Genomic DNA, 15312 nt, shown 5'->3' with positions numbered 1-15312 from the left:
TCAAAATTTTATACTTAAAAAATCTAATTGGTCCTTGTTTTTCAGAGCAAATGTATAAAAAAATATCAAAATAACCACTCCTTATAAAAAATATTGCAGAATTAACCAATATTCAGTTTATGCTTAATCAATCTTTCTGCAAAAGCGATGGCATTATCCACTCCATCAGGGTCGGAACCACCGGCAGTAGCGAAAAACGGCTGACCGCCGCCGCCGCCTTTTATTTCCTGAGCAGCCTCCCGGACAATCTGGCCGGCATGTAAACCATATTCTTTAACCAAAGCATCGCTGATCATGACCGTCAAGTGAGGTTTACCTCCGTAAACACCTCCCAGTACCAGAACGACTTTGTCATATTCTCCTTTCAACTGGAAGGCCAGATCTTTTACCTTAGCCTGCGGAAGTTCCGTCGTTTCGAATATCAGATTGATATCCCGGATAACGATCCGCTCATTCTTCAACCGCTCTTTTACCAACTTCAGGCTTTCGGCTTCAAATCGTTCGATATCTTTCTTCAAACCTTCATTTTCCTCCAAAAGTGCCGTGACATTTTCCATCACCCCTTTATTGGATTTAAACAACTTCTCGACATCCTTCATTAAGTCGAAATAATTGACGATATATTCCTCGGCCTTATCTGCCGTTATCGCTTCAATACGTCTTACGCCGGCAGAAACGGAACTCTCACTGAGTATCCGGAAAAAACCGATTTGCCCCGTCGCAGGCACATGCGTACCTCCACATAATTCTATCGAATCTCCGAATTTGATAACCCTTACCAAATCTCCGTACTTTTCTCCGAAAATGGCAATAGCTCCCATTCTCTGCGCTTCACTCATAGCAACAGCCCGACGTTCCTCCAAAGGCAAATTCTGACGAATCAAACGATTCACGATCGCAGCAACTTCCCGCAACTCTTCATCGGTGACTTTCTGAAAATGAGAAAAGTCGAATCGTAAATGCTCATCACTGACATACGATCCCTTCTGTTCAACATGCTTACCCAATACCTGCCGCAACGCATAATCCAAAAGGTGGGTTGCCGTATGATTATTGGCAATCAATACCCGCCGGTGTAAATCAACCTTGGCAAAAAATACCTGAGTCAGATCCATAGGCAGTTGCTCCACGATATGTATCGTCAAACCATTTTCTTTCCGGGTATCAATGACCCGGATTTTTTCCTCCTCCCCAGTCAACCAGCCACTATCACCGACCTGTCCTCCGGCTTCTCCATAAAACGGAGTCAGATTAAAAACAAGATGATACTGTGTTTTTCCTTTGGTCACCACCCGGCGATAACGGGCTATACGTACTTCAATTTCCGTATTGTCATATCCGACAAACTCCTGCTCATCGTCATTGAGCAACTCCACCCAATCATCCGTGTCTACAGCAGAAGCCGAACGGGAACGTTCTTTCTGTGCCTCTAATTCTGCCTTAAACTCCCGACGGTTTACAACCAGACCCTGTTCCCGCAAAATCAATTCGGTAAGATCCAAAGGAAAACCATAGGTATCATATAATTCGAAAGCTACATTTCCCGGTACTGTCACAAAATCTTCCTCTTTCGTCTTGGCTATAATACGATCCAGCAGCTTAATGCCCTTATCCAACGTTCTTAAAAAAGCATTTTCTTCCTCCCGAATAACCTTCTCGATCAACTGTTGCTGAGAAACCAATTCAGGATAATGCTGTCCCATCACTTCAATCAGAACCGGAACAAACCGATACATAAAAGCATCTCTCTGATTCAGATAAGTATAAGCATACCGGACAGCACGCCTCAATATACGGCGAATCACATACCCCGCTTTCACATTGGACGGTAATTGACCGTCTGTTATCGAGAAAGCAATGGTCCGCAAATGATCCGCGATCACACGCATTGCGATGTCGGACTCCTCCGACGCTCCGTATTTTATCCCGCTGAACTCTGCAATTTTACCTATTATCGGAGTAAAAACATCCGTATCGTAATTGGATGTCTTCCCTTGTACAGCCATACATAAACGCTCGAATCCCATACCGGTATCCACATTGGTATGCGGTAAATTTTCCAGACTTCCGTCCGCTTTACGATTGAACTGCATAAACACCAGATTCCAGATCTCTATCACCAATGGATTATCCTTATTAACCAGTTCCCGTCCCGGTTTTATCTTCCGTTCCGCATCCGAACGTAAATCGATATGCAATTCGGAACACGGACCGCACGGTCCCATATCTCCCATTTCCCAGAAATTATCCTTCTTGTTTCCAAATAATATCCGGTCCTCCGGTAAATAATTCAACCAATATTCCCGGGCTTCCATATCCGGCTCCAGATTGTCTTCCTTATCACCTCCAAAAACAGTTGCATACAACCTGTCTTTATCCAACTTCATTACATCCGTCAGAAACTCCCATGCATAGGCAATAGCCTCCTTTTTGAAATAATCTCCAAACGACCAGTTACCTAACATCTCAAACATGGTATGATGATACGTATCATGTCCTACTTCCTCCAAATCGTTATGCTTTCCGGAGACCCTCAAACACTTTTGCGAATCCGCAACACGTTTATATTTCATACTCACATTACCTAAAATAATGTCTTTAAACTGATTCATCCCGGCATTTGTAAACATCAATGTGGGATCATCTTTGATCACCATCGGTGCCGATGGCACTATCGTATGTGATTTACTCTCAAAAAAATCGAGAAATTTCTGCCTGATTTCTGCCGACTTCATATTTATATGTTATTGTGTTTATATACTTTAAAAATAGTTTACAGCTTACAAGAGACAGCTGTATCAAGGTTGCAAAATTAGATTATTTCTTTAACTTTGCATCGGAAAACTTTAATTTTATATATACAAATGCGAAAAACAGGATATCGCTTTAACCCCGAGACACTGTCATACGATAAAATAGAAACCACTTTGCGAAAGCAATTCTGGATTCTTACCAAAAAGTTATTCTCCACCGTGTCTCTGGCTATCGTCATTTTCTTCATTGTTTCTGCATTTGTGGATTCCCCGAAAGAAAAAGCTTTAAAACGTGAAAATGAGGAAATCCTGGCTCAATATCATCTGTTAAGCAATGAAGTTGAGAAACTGGACGGAATACTGAAAAATCTGGAAGAAAGAGACGACAATATTTACCGGGTTATCTTCGAAACCGAACCGATAGACGCCTCAATACGAAGAGCCGGATCGGGGGGTGTTAACAAATACGAGCATTTAAAACATCTGGATAATGCCGAATTAATTATCAGTACCACCAAAAAACTGGATGAACTTTCCAAAGCCCTCTACATACAAAGTAAATCTTACGATGATGTCGAAGAGCTGGCAAAAAATAAAATTGAAATGATAGCTTCAATCCCGGCCATTATTCCAATATCGATGAAAGATCCCCGGGTACGTATATCTTCTGCGTTCGGGAATCGCGTACATCCATTCTATAAAACGATAAAATTTCATGCCGGAATGGACTTTGCCGGAGCAGTCGGGACACCCATCCATGCTACAGGAAACGGAAAAGTAATTTCTGCTGAAATCCGCCAGGGATATGGAAAATGTATCGTTATCGACCACGGTTTCAGTTATACGACACTGTACGGCCATCTGAACGGATACAATGTAAAAGTCGGACAAAAAGTAAAACGCGGAGATATCATTGCCTTTATCGGAAACACCGGAGGTCTTTCTACCGGTCCCCATTTACATTACGAAGTGAGAAAAAACAACGTACCGATGGACCCGATCAATTATTACTTTAATGATCTTACCCCGGACGAATACGATGAATTGGTAAATATCGCCAACAACACAGGTCAAAGTATGGATTAAAGGAGAAAAAGGTATTCCGGAGATTTCAGCCCCGAATACCTCAATTTTTCTTCGATTTTTGATAGAAAATCATGGAACCGGAAAAACAATCTTTAAAAGTATATTATTCAATCGGAGAAGTAGCCGATATGTTTCAGGTCAACACATCCCTTATCCGTTTTTGGGAAAAGGAATTCGATATCATCAAACCCCACAAAAACAAAAAAGGGAACCGCCAGTTTACAAAAGCCGACATTGACAATTTTCACCTGATCTACCATTTGGTAAAGGAAAAAGGTATGACCCTAAAAGGGGCCCAAATGAAATTAAGCGAACAGAAAGCTGAAACGGAAGCCAATTTTGAAGTTGTCAAACGTCTCCAAGCCATCAAAGAGGAATTGATCCTTATCAAAGAGCAACTGCCTTAATCTAGTTCTGATTTTTTTTACAAATCAATATACATCGGCCCGGTACTCATGTCTTACGGACAAAATACCGGGCCGTAATGAAATTATATAAAATCCGAATAAATACCTCATATTTCTAACCCTTGCGAATTAAAAATACACGAAATGACCTATGTAAAAGACATCACCGCTCTAATTGAAGCATTTGCACCGCTTAGTTTGCAGGAAGATTACGACAATGCCGGATTAATCTGTGGAGACCCCGGCAATGAGGTATCTTCTGCATTGCTTTGTACCGATATAACCGAGGCCGTTATCGATGAAGCCATCGCCGGACATCATAATCTGATCATTTCCCACCATCCGCTCACCCTGCAAGGCGTGAAAAATCTTGTCCCCGACAATTATATCAAACGATGTTTGTTAAAAGCAATCCGCAACGACCTGAACCTGTATGCAGCACACACGAATATGGACGCAGTCATCAAGGGGGTCAGCGGGAAAATGGCGGAAAAACTGGGATTAACCGACCAAACCGTATTACAGACAAACGGACGCCTATTCAGCCTGACCTTCTTTACCCCGGAAAAAGAAGCCGAAAAGGTAAGAACGGCAGTTCTGGAAGCCGGCGGCGGACACATCGGCAAGTATAGCCATTGCTCTTTTAACAACAGAGGACTGGGAACATTTTTACCCCAGGAAGGTACACACCCTTATTGCGGTGAAAAAGGACACCTGCACACAGAAGCTGAAATCCGGACAGAGATCACCGTCCCGGAATACCTGCTCCCTTCTTGCATACAAGCTCTAAAATCAGTTCATCCTTATGAAGAACCGGTTTGGAATACCGTTTGCATCGATAATGTAAATCCCTCTACCGGTTTCGGTATTGTCGGCTATCTTCCGGAAGAAACAGAAACCCGTGTTTTCCTGCAACAGTTGAAACAACTTTTCGGATGTGGAACGATCCGCCATACCGGAATCTGTTGTCCTACTGTCAAAAAAATTGCCGTCTGCGGAGGTTCAGGAGCCTTCCTGATACGCCATGCCATTCAAAGTAAAGCTGACATTTACATCACCAGCGACATCAAATACCACGACTTTTTTCAAGCCGAAAACCGGATTATTTTAGCCGATATCGGGCATTATGAAAGTGAACAGTATACAAAAGAGATTTTTTATGAGCTACTTACAAAAAAAATACCTAAATTTGCGGTTCAGTTTTCTAAGGTGAATACAAATCCGATAAATTATTTATAATATATGGCAAGCAATAACAATGAAAAACTACAGGAACTGACAATAGAAGAAAAACTGCAGCACCTGTACGAACTACAACGCATCGATACCGAAGTCGATAAAATCAGAACTTTAAGGGGAGAACTTCCATTGGAAGTACAGGACCTGGAAGACGAACTGGCCGGTTTGGAAACTCGTCTGGAAAACCTGAGAACGGAAATCGGAGAAGCAGATAAAAGTGTCGCACAGAAAAAAATCGAGATTTCTAAATCCGAAGAACTGATAAAAAAATATAGTGAGCAGTTGGATAACGTGCGGAACAACCGGGAATACGATGCTTTAAGTAAAGAAGTCGAATTCCAGAAGCTGGAAATCGAATTACAGCAGAAACGCATCCGCGAAGCTCAAAAAGCAAAATCTGAAAAAGAAGAAGCCCTTGAAATAGCTTCCCGCCAATATGAAGAGAAAAAAGCCGATTTAGAAGCCAAAAAGGCCGAATTGGAGGATATTATTGCTGAAACTCATAAAGACGAAGAAGAATTAATCAAAAAATCAGAACAATTATCCCATAATATTGAAGAACGTCTGCTTACAGCATACAAACGCATTCGTTCCAATGCCCGTAACGGGCTGGCTGTCGTCACGGTCGACCGTGATGCCTGTGGTGGTTGTTTCAATAATATACCGCCGCAACGGCAATTGGATATCCGTTCCCGCAAGAAAATTATCGTCTGTGAATATTGCGGTCGTATCCTTATCGACAAATACATCTGCGACTATGACGGAAGCCAGCAGAAAGCAGACCTCGAAACAGCCATGGAGGCCCAAAAGAAAAAAGGAAGAAGAACTAAAAAATCAGAAGAATAAAATAAAGGCTGCGTGAAAAGCAGCCTTTTTTGAATTCAGAAATTTAAAGACAGACTGATTTAGAGGATATCTCCGTACTTTTAAATTTCCGAATTTCCGAATCTTTATACTAAAACTATGATTGCTACGAATTACAATCCGAAAGAAAGTGAAGAGAAATGGTATCAGTATTGGATGGAAAACAAATTTTTCCATTCGGAAGTAGATAAAAGCAGAACACCTTACTGCATAGTCATTCCCCCTCCTAACGTCACCGGAGTACTTCATATGGGGCATATGCTCAATAATACGATTCAGGACGCATTGATCCGCCGTGCCCGCCTGCAAGGAAAAAATGCCTGCTGGGTGCCGGGAACCGACCACGCCTCTATTGCAACGGAAGCCAAAGTCGTAACAAAACTACAAAGTGAAGGTATCCGGAAAACAGACTTAACCCGTGAAGAATTCCTGAAACACGCCTGGGCATGGACAGAGAAACACGGGGGCATCATCCTGAAACAATTACGTAAATTAGGTGCTTCCTGCGATTGGGAACGTACTGCGTTCACAATGGATGAATTACGCAGTGAAAGCGTTATCAAAGTTTTTGTAGACCTTTTTAACAAAAATCTCATTTACCGGGGAGTACGCATGGTAAATTGGGATCCGAAAGCCCTCACAGCTTTATCGGACGAAGAAGTCATATACAAAGAAGAACACGGTAAACTGTATTACCTGCGTTATAAAATCGAAGGGGAAAACGGTTATGCCGTTGTCGCTACGACACGCCCGGAAACCATCATGGGAGATACCGCCATGTGTATCAACCCCAATGACCCGAAAAACCGGCATCTGAAAGGTAAAAAGGTGATCGTTCCTTTGGTAAACCGGGTCATTCCTGTTATTGAAGACGAATATGTAGACATCGAATTCGGTACCGGCTGCCTGAAAGTGACACCGGCCCATGATGTCAATGATTATATGCTGGGTGAAAAATACAATCTCCCGGCTATCGACATCTTCAATGATAACGGTACAATCAGTGAAGCCGCCGGACTATACGTCGGCATGGACCGTTTCGATGTCCGGAAACAAATCGAAAAGGATTTGCAAACCGCCGGATTACTTGAAAAAACAGAAGCCTATACCAATAAGGTAGGTTATTCGGAACGCACCAACGTGCCTATTGAACCTAAGTTGTCTATGCAGTGGTTTCTGAAAATGGAACATCTGGCACAAATCGCATTGGAACCGGTTATGAACGACGACATCCGTTTTTACCCGGCCAAATTCAAAAACACATACCGCCATTGGATGGAAAACATCAAAGACTGGTGTATCAGCCGTCAACTGTGGTGGGGGCACCGGATTCCGGCCTGGTATTTACCGGAAGGCGGATATGTCGTAGCTGCGACAGAAGATGAAGCGCTGGAACTAGCCCGAGTAAAAAGCGGCAAAGCCGACCTGTCGCTGTCAGACCTGCGACAGGACGAAGATTGCCTGGATACCTGGTTCTCCTCCTGGCTGTGGCCGATTTCCCTGTTCGACGGAATCAATCATCCGGATAATGAAGAACTCAACTATTATTACCCGACAAGCGATCTGGTAACCGCACCGGATATTATTTTCTTCTGGGTGGCACGTATGATCATGGCCGGTTACGAATACAAAGGCACTATGCCTTTCAAAAACGTATATTTCACAGGTATCGTACGCGATAAACTAGGACGTAAAATGTCTAAATCGCTGGGGAATTCTCCCGACCCACTGGACCTGATCGATAAATACGGTGCTGACGGTGTCCGGGTGGGCATGTTACTGTGCGCCCCCGCCGGAGGCGATCTGCTGTTTGATGAAAGTCTGCCGGAACAAGGACGTAACTTCACCACGAAAATGTGGAATGCTTTCAAATTGGTAAAAACATGGGAAATCGCTGACATCGCCCAACCGCAACATTCGGCTCTGGCATTGACCTGGTTTGAAAATGTCATCAATAAAGCTAAAGAAACCCTGAACACCCAATTCGAACAATACCGCATTTCGGAAGCATTGATGACCGTATACACTACTTTCCGGGACGAATTTTCTTCCTGGTTGCTGGAAATCATCAAACCGGCTTACGGACAGCCTATCGACCGGAAAACATACGAAAAGACCCTTGATCTGTTCGCAGAGCTTTTACAATTGCTTCATCCGTTTATGCCGTTCATTACGGAAGAAATCTGGCAAAACCTGAAAGAACGTAAAACAGGTGAAAGTATTATGGTATCCGTTATCAACAATGACACTCCTTACGATGAGAATCTGCTGAAAGAATTTGAATTCGTAAAAGAAATAATTGTCGGTATACGGAATATCCGGAAACAAAACAACATCGCTTTCAAAGACAGCCTGGAACTGAAAGTAAAGAAAAATGACCGTTATCCGGCAGCTTTTGCCAGCATTGTCGAAAAAATGGGTAATATCTCTGCAACCGAAACGGTAACCGAAGCAGTTAAAGGTGCGTGGAGCTTTATCGTTGATACGGTAGAATACTTTATCCCGGGCACCGGCAACGTCGATACCGCAGAAGTTAAAGCCAAACTGGAAGAAGAACTGAAATACACCCGGGGATTCCTAAAGTCTGTAATGGCAAAACTCAGTAACGAACGCTTCGTCAGTGGTGCTCCCGAACAGGTTGTCGCTAATGAACGTAAGAAACAAGCCGACGCTGAAGCTAAAATAGCTGCCATTGAAGCCCAGTTGGCTGAACTGAAATAAAAAAGTCATATATTTAAATAAATGCCGGATTCATTGAATTCCGGCATTTTTATTTCCCAATAATCCTTGCTCCAGATAGACAAAATCACTACTTTGTAAACCCGTAAAACAACCCTTTAATACCATGAAAACAGGACTTATATTTCCGTTGCTTTATGTGTTTTGCCTGACAGCTTGCCGTTCCGGGAATTCAAACTCTGCCACGCAAACGACAGCAGACTCATTACCGGTCGTTCAGAAAAACGTCATTCCGCTTAAATATTACGGACATCTCTATTGCCCGGTAATAATCAATGATTCTGTCAGAGGAAATTTTATATTCGACACCGGAGCCGATAATTTATACGTAGACAGCCTGTTTTTGGCCCGGTCTCCTCTCCCGCAGCAACAAACCGACATGGCTATGTTACCGGGAGTCGGTTCTTCCTTTCAAAAAGTAAAACTGATCCGGGATAAATACAACTGTCAATACGGTCCGCTGACACTGACACCTCCATATACCGTCACCATAAACCTGAAACCGATCCTGGGAAAATATGCGGACGGGATTATCGGAATGAACTTTCTGAAAGACTCGGTCTTTTCCATCGATTACATAAAAGAAAAAATCCATTTACTGAATCCGAAAGAATTTTCGGCTGAAGGATATGAAAAGCTTCCCATATCCATCCGCAAAAACCGGATATATATACAAGCTGCAATACAGGTAACGCCTGAGAAAAAAATCAAAGGAAAATTCCTGCTGGACTTAGGCAACGGCGGAAGTATCGATCTGACAAGCCACTGTGCCCGGGAAAACAAACTGGCACAAATCCTGCCTGAAAAAATAAAAACATATACCAACTGGGGAGGAATCGGAGGAGCTTCCTCTTCATACACCTTCCGGGCAGACACCTTCTATATCGGTAATCAAAAAATAATCAAACCCATTGCATATTATTCCAACGATACGCGGGGCGCATTATCCTCCAAAAACTACATCGGGCTCATCGGCAACAATATTTTAAATCGTTTTGACCTCATTGTAAACATTCCGGACAGTAGCCTTTACCTACGTCCCAATAAAAATTTTACCCTTCCATACAACCAAACCAGCACAGGCTTCAGCTATGTAGACCGGACAGATATTTGCAACGGATGGATCGTCAGAGCTCTTTATGAAGGATTACCCCCAGAAAAAGCCGGGTTGCAAATTAACGATATCATCATAAAAATCAACAATAAGCCGACCAAAGACCTCTCCATCGACGAGCAGGAAAAACTTTTTAAAAACCTGGGCAGTCCTTATACCCTCACCGTAGAACGCGGCAAGCAGTTCCTTGAACTCACTCTCGAAAAAGTAAATCCTAATCGTTAATAACAGACTTCGATGCTATATTTAAAAATGCCCGTCGTATTAACCGACAGGCATTTTTAAATATAAGCCATATCAAAACCGATCCCGATACGAAATCATTTCAAGGCACGTTCAATAACTTCAATCAGCTTTTGAAAAGACTCCTCACTATAACCTTGCTCAGCCAGAATAATTTTCCCATCCCGGTCAATCAGAAAATTACGGGGAATTGTAGCCGTAGCAAATAAAGAATAAATTTTCCGATCCGTATCCATACCCATCGGAAACCGATATCCGGTTTGCTTGCGGAAAGCCTCTATCTTGTCATAAGAATCCTGACGGGAAATCGGCAGAAAAACAAAATCTTTTCCCCTAAAACGATCGATAATATCTTTCTGTACCCTGGCCAGTTCCTGACGGCAAGGAGGACACCAGGTTGCCCAAAAGTTCAGCAACACCACCTTCCCCTTCAAATCCTTACTATCGATCACCGAACCGTCAAACATTTTCACCTTGAATTCGGGCATCTTCTGCCCCACCTTTACCAACGTCTCTCCGGCCTGCGCCTGTACATACGAATAAGCAGAAAGCAATAAAAATACAAATAACAATTTCTTCATATCCCATAATTATTAAAAATGACCAACTCCACAACGATTAATTCATGCCAAAAATAAAAATATTATGGAATTATTTTACCAATTTTGCATGAAAAGGAAACGGCGAAGAATTTTAAAATTTGTATAGTATTTATTTATAAGCCGGTATCCTTATATTTGATCTAAAAATCGAAAAAGTGAAAACAAGCGGTAAAAACAACACGATGAAATACGGGCTGAACGATAAACCCGGAGCATTTCCAATGCTAATGTACGGACTGCAATGGTGGATCGTTTCGATTCCCTGTGTCGTTATTATGGGAATTATCGTCGCACAACTTCACTTTTCGGAAGCTGACGGACAGATTTTTTACATGCAGAAACTATTCGGAGTCATGGGAATTGCAATGACAGCCCAGGTACTGTGGGGCCACCGCCTACCGGTAATCATCGGACCGGCCTCCGTTCTCCTGATAGGTATTCTGGCAGCCATTTCCGTAGGTACAAATGCCATTTACACATCCATTTTGATTTGTGGAGCGATCATTGCTCTACTGGCATTCGGAGGATGGTTATCGAAATTACAGGCCCTTTTTACCCCGCGTATCATTATTGTCATTCTATGCCTGATAGCTTTTACTCTCGCTCCGGTGATACTGCAACTTTTGTTCGGAAAATCCGGACACGCCCTGTTCCACCTCTTTTTTGCTTTGATATTGGCATTCGGCATGATTATCGCCAACAAAATATTAAAAGGAATCTGGAAATCCACCGTCGTATTATTCGGAATCATTGCAGGTACGCTGATATATTACAGTATAGAAGACTTACCCCTTTTCCCGGCACCGGCAAACTTAACGGAAGAAAATTTTTCTATATGGCTCGGATCGCTGGATTTTAATGCCGGTGCTATACTTTCTTTTTTCTTCTGCTTCATCGCACTTACCGTAAACGAACTGGGTTCGATTCAAGCCGTAGGACAAATGCTGGAAGCCGACGGGATGAAAAAACGTACCGACAGAGGGGTTGCTCTGACAGGATTGTCCAATATGCTATCGGGCGCCTTGGGAATCATCGGTCCGGTCGACTATTCCATGAGTCCCGGTATTATTGCTGCCACCGGCTGCGCTTCCCGGTATACCCTGATACCTGCAGGCCTGGGGTTACTCGCCTGCGCATTCTTCCCGGGATTTATTCAGATACTCAATTGTATTCCGCCTACCGTCATGGGAATCATCCTACTGTACCTTATGTCGTCTCAATTATCGGCAGGTATGCAAATGTTGAACCGTAACAATGCCGTATCGGATTTCAATAGCGGTATCATTATCGGATTTCCCCTTATGGTAGCTTTGTTATTGTCATTCGCACCACACCAGGCAATTGAACAAATCCCGGCCTTTATACGCCCCATTGTCGGAAACGGATTCGTCATGGGAGTAATTTTCGTCCTGCTACTGGAACATTTGGTCTTTCCACATAAAAAAAACAAAATACAAGCCTAACTTATAACAATTTCCAAAGGCATTGCTCCAGATCGACACAACCGTTTTTCTTAAAAACGATTCCTTCTGCCTCCAGTAGCTGACGTTGTTCCGGCCAATGCGGGACAATCCTTCCCTGACTGTTTACGACCCGGTGACAAGGCAAATAAAGCGCCGTCGGCGCTAAAGCCATCGCCTGTCCTACCATTCGGGCATGTTGCGGAAAACCGGCCAAACGAGCCAGCAAGCCATAAGTACAAACACGCCCATAAGGAATCCGGGCAACAATATCATATACTTCTGCATTCAATTTCTCCCGGCTGACACGCATCTCTAAATTTTTTATTTTTTCAAAATTAAAAATAAAATTCAAACAAACGATGAGTATATTTGTCCCGAAGCAAACAAAGAAAGCAAATAAGTAAAATCAATCGTAAACCAGAAACATTATTCCCAATTTAAAATTTACAATCTAAAATTCAAAATCTTTCCTATGGAATCTACCTACTTCTATGAAGGTCCGATCGGACAATATTGTCTTTGTGAAACAGATGGAAAATTAACCAGACTATGGTTGGGTAACCGTATTTCAATGGCAACTCCCGGTAAGAACATCGAAGAAACCCCTCTCTTACGGGAAGCCCATAAACAATTAAACGCCTATTTCAACCGGGAACTTCAAACGTTCGACCTGCCTCTTTTTCCCCAGGGAACCGACTTTCAATTAAAAGTATGGAATCTGCTTCGGGATATTCCCTACGGCACAACCATCACCTATGGCGAGTTGGCCCGTCGCACAGGAGATCCGAAAGCCTGTAGAGCCGTAGGATCGGCTAACGGGCACAACCCTTTACCGATTTTTATTCCCTGCCACCGGATTATGGGAGCCGGAGGTAAACTTACAGGCTACACCGGAGGTCTGGATATAAAAATCAAATTATTGCAAATCGAAAGAATATATTTAGGATAAACCCGGTATTCCCGATGATTCAAATTACAATCTGTCGTCCCGGTAAAACCAGTATCCTTCGCCGAAAATGTAACAATAATGCAACAAACTTTCAGGAAATAACAGCAAACAGTAATGTATCTTCGTAAAACAAAATACGACCGGATGATTCGGTCATGTCGCAAAAACCATCCGGGTCGTATCGTAATTATCTCCAAGTCACTTGAGTTCCTGCAAAGCCTTTAACGCAACTTCATCGTCCGGGGTAACCTGAAGTACCTTTCCAAAATATTCCTTCGCAGCCGGCAGGTCTTCGTGAATATAATTATAATAAGCCAGATACTTATAACTTTCAACCAACTCTCCGGCATAACGTTGAGGATTACTTTGAGTTATCTCTATAATCTTTTCGTAATAAGGTTTAGCTAAACCTTGTGTAGATTCAGGATCCAATTGTGAATTGGTTCTGGCCCGCCAGAAATAACCGACATAGCTGGAAGGAACAGCCTCTGTCAACAAGGTAAACACAGAATCGGCCAAATGCAACTCCCTTTGGCGTGTTTCCGGAATAGAATCCGCATTCCCCAAACTATAATAACATTTCCCGAATTTCAACAACTCTTCGGCAGACAATTGTTTTTCCTCCCTGAAATACTGTTCATAATTCTGCAAAGCATTCGCATAATCCTTCATCTTCATTTGTAAATCGGCCATTTCCAAATATAGCGTATTCTTTTCCTTATCGACAGCCAACGCTTTCTGATATTGCTTCAAAGCATTTGCATAATCCATGATTCCGGCCAGACCTTTAGCATAACAAACATAGTCCTGAGCAATCAAATCCTCCGGAGATGTCGTTTCAACAAACTTACGTATCCACTCTACCCCTTCTTCTCCCGGTTTAGTCTCTGCATAAATATAAGCCTGTAACCGTCTCCCGACGATATTATCCGGCTCTGCGGCAACAACAGTCTCCAATACAGGTAATGCCTCCGCATACTGTTCATTAAAATACAAACAACTGGCATAATGCAACATGTGCTCTGTTGTCTGTAAGCCGGTATTCATATATCGGGCATACGCCTTTACAGCCTTCCCATAATCCCCGGCCATCCGGTGAAGCTCTCCTTTACAATAATAACTCCCCGGAAAATCCGGAAAATTTTCAATCGCTTTATTTACGGAAGCCAATGCCGAAGCTTTGTTCGTCGGACCATAAACAGCTGCCTGCTTCAAATAAGCAGGAATACAGGAAGCATCGTAGTAAATAGCCATATCGTAACACGTACAAGCTTCGCCGGGCTGTTTTTCCTGTATCAGCATATCCCCCTCGACCAGATAGATTTCCGGATTTGTTGCATCGTATTTTTTGGCCTTTTCTATTGCAGTCTTTACGGCATTCTCGTCGCGGACATATAAATAAGCCCGGGCAATAGCCAATTCCACGGCGACGTTTTTCCTATATCCTTTCATTCCCTCCGCTTCTTTAAACTGACGTTCAGCAGCCGTTGCATCATTCTTTAAACTCAACATTCCTTTTCCTACATAATTTAAAGGATGAGAAGGATGGGTCTTTATACCTTCCTCAAAATAAAAAGCGGCAGAATCGGCTTTTCCCAACATCAGATAACTGCTTCCCAGGTAATAGTAATTTTCAGCGTTATTCCCTTCTGTACTCTGTAACTGTTTCAAAAAAAACAGTTTTGCGGGTCCGTACATACCTGCTTCGTAAAAATAAACTCCGGTCTTATTATCTGCAGCTTTCGATATAAAAACTACACTTAACCCTAAAATAATCCATATAATCCGTTTCATCGTTTTTAATTTTTATAAGTTATCTGCAAAACCTGCCATCCGGATGCAAGACTTCCGTC

General features: G+C 42.7%; 12 protein-coding genes. 8 read left to right on the top strand and 4 right to left on the bottom strand.

What is annotated here, in order from left to right:
- Positions 1-101: 101 nt before the first annotated feature.
- Positions 102-2735: an alanine--tRNA ligase gene (alaS, locus tag DD657_RS07620; RefSeq protein WP_068688481.1), complete on the bottom strand. Its 2634-nt coding sequence runs from the start codon at positions 2733-2735 to the stop codon at positions 102-104.
- Between the two features lie 129 nt (positions 2736-2864).
- On the opposite strand from alaS, the gene DD657_RS07615 reads away from it, so the two are divergent.
- From DD657_RS07615 to DD657_RS07590, 6 genes are all read left to right on the top strand, one after another.
- A complete protein-coding gene (locus tag DD657_RS07615; RefSeq protein ID WP_021986762.1) occupies positions 2865-3839 on the top strand; it encodes a M23 family metallopeptidase in 975 nt (324 codons plus the stop codon).
- A gap of 71 nt (positions 3840-3910) precedes the next feature.
- Positions 3911-4246, top strand: coding sequence for a MerR family transcriptional regulator (locus DD657_RS07610; protein ID WP_021986763.1), 336 nt, complete (start codon positions 3911-3913; stop codon positions 4244-4246).
- Between the two features lie 144 nt (positions 4247-4390).
- Positions 4391-5485, top strand: coding sequence for a Nif3-like dinuclear metal center hexameric protein (locus tag DD657_RS07605; RefSeq protein WP_287049426.1), 1095 nt, complete (start codon positions 4391-4393; stop codon positions 5483-5485).
- Between the two features lie 3 nt (positions 5486-5488).
- Positions 5489-6331 (top strand): zinc ribbon domain-containing protein, encoded by an 843-nt coding sequence (locus DD657_RS07600; protein ID WP_021986765.1) that lies wholly within the window; start codon positions 5489-5491, stop codon positions 6329-6331.
- A 117-nt stretch (positions 6332-6448) separates the two neighbouring features.
- Entirely contained in the window at positions 6449-9070 is a 2622-nt protein-coding gene (locus DD657_RS07595) for a valine--tRNA ligase (protein ID WP_287049424.1), read from the top strand.
- Positions 9071-9194: 124 nt separating this feature from the next.
- Positions 9195-10427 (top strand): PDZ domain-containing protein, encoded by a 1233-nt coding sequence (locus tag DD657_RS07590; protein ID WP_287049422.1) that lies wholly within the window; start codon positions 9195-9197, stop codon positions 10425-10427.
- Positions 10428-10522: 95 nt separating this feature from the next.
- Here DD657_RS07590 and DD657_RS07585 read toward each other — a convergent pair whose 3' ends face one another.
- Positions 10523-11026, bottom strand: coding sequence for a TlpA family protein disulfide reductase (locus DD657_RS07585; RefSeq protein WP_021986768.1), 504 nt, complete (start codon positions 11024-11026; stop codon positions 10523-10525).
- Positions 11027-11202: 176 nt separating this feature from the next.
- Between DD657_RS07585 and DD657_RS07580 the strand changes: the two genes are divergently transcribed.
- The gene (locus DD657_RS07580) at positions 11203-12510 is read left to right on the top strand and encodes a uracil-xanthine permease family protein (protein WP_227461825.1); all 1308 of its coding nucleotides are present in this window, start codon (positions 11203-11205) and stop codon (positions 12508-12510) included.
- Position 12511: 1 nt separating this feature from the next.
- On the opposite strand, the gene DD657_RS07575 is transcribed toward DD657_RS07580, so the two are convergent.
- Entirely contained in the window at positions 12512-12820 is a 309-nt protein-coding gene (locus DD657_RS07575) for an MGMT family protein (protein ID WP_021986770.1), read from the bottom strand.
- 162 nt (positions 12821-12982) lie between these two features.
- Here DD657_RS07575 and DD657_RS07570 point away from each other — a divergent pair, with 162 nt between their 5' ends.
- On the top strand, positions 12983-13459 hold the full coding sequence (locus tag DD657_RS07570) for a methylated-DNA--[protein]-cysteine S-methyltransferase (protein WP_021986771.1): 477 nt from the start codon (positions 12983-12985) through the stop codon (positions 13457-13459).
- Positions 13460-13657: 198 nt separating this feature from the next.
- On the opposite strand, the gene DD657_RS07565 is transcribed toward DD657_RS07570, so the two are convergent.
- Positions 13658-15253 (bottom strand): tetratricopeptide repeat protein, encoded by a 1596-nt coding sequence (locus tag DD657_RS07565; protein ID WP_287049415.1) that lies wholly within the window; start codon positions 15251-15253, stop codon positions 13658-13660.
- Positions 15254-15312 lie beyond the last annotated feature (59 nt).

Source organism: Culturomica sp. (assembly GCF_003524185.1).
In the GTDB taxonomy this organism is placed as follows: Bacteria; Bacteroidota; Bacteroidia; order Bacteroidales; family Marinifilaceae; genus Culturomica; species Culturomica massiliensis.
Note: the sequence above shows the minus strand (reverse complement) of the source record. Positions and strands in the feature narration are given on the sequence as shown.

Coding starts and splice junctions, on each gene's coding strand:
- DD657_RS07590 (WP_287049422.1), top strand. CDS start 9,195: ATGAAAACAGGACTTATATTTCCGTTGCTTTATGTGTTTTGCCTGACA.
- DD657_RS07575 (WP_021986770.1), bottom strand. CDS start 12,820: ATGCGTGTCAGCCGGGAGAAATTGAATGCAGAAGTATATGATATTGTT.
- DD657_RS07585 (WP_021986768.1), bottom strand. CDS start 11,026: ATGAAGAAATTGTTATTTGTATTTTTATTGCTTTCTGCTTATTCGTAT.
- DD657_RS07605 (WP_287049426.1), top strand. CDS start 4,391: ATGACCTATGTAAAAGACATCACCGCTCTAATTGAAGCATTTGCACCG.
- DD657_RS07570 (WP_021986771.1), top strand. CDS start 12,983: ATGGAATCTACCTACTTCTATGAAGGTCCGATCGGACAATATTGTCTT.
- DD657_RS07595 (WP_287049424.1), top strand. CDS start 6,449: ATGATTGCTACGAATTACAATCCGAAAGAAAGTGAAGAGAAATGGTAT.
- DD657_RS07610 (WP_021986763.1), top strand. CDS start 3,911: ATGGAACCGGAAAAACAATCTTTAAAAGTATATTATTCAATCGGAGAA.
- alaS (WP_068688481.1), bottom strand. CDS start 2,735: ATGAAGTCGGCAGAAATCAGGCAGAAATTTCTCGATTTTTTTGAGAGT.
- DD657_RS07615 (WP_021986762.1), top strand. CDS start 2,865: ATGCGAAAAACAGGATATCGCTTTAACCCCGAGACACTGTCATACGAT.
- DD657_RS07600 (WP_021986765.1), top strand. CDS start 5,489: ATGGCAAGCAATAACAATGAAAAACTACAGGAACTGACAATAGAAGAA.
- DD657_RS07565 (WP_287049415.1), bottom strand. CDS start 15,253: ATGAAACGGATTATATGGATTATTTTAGGGTTAAGTGTAGTTTTTATA.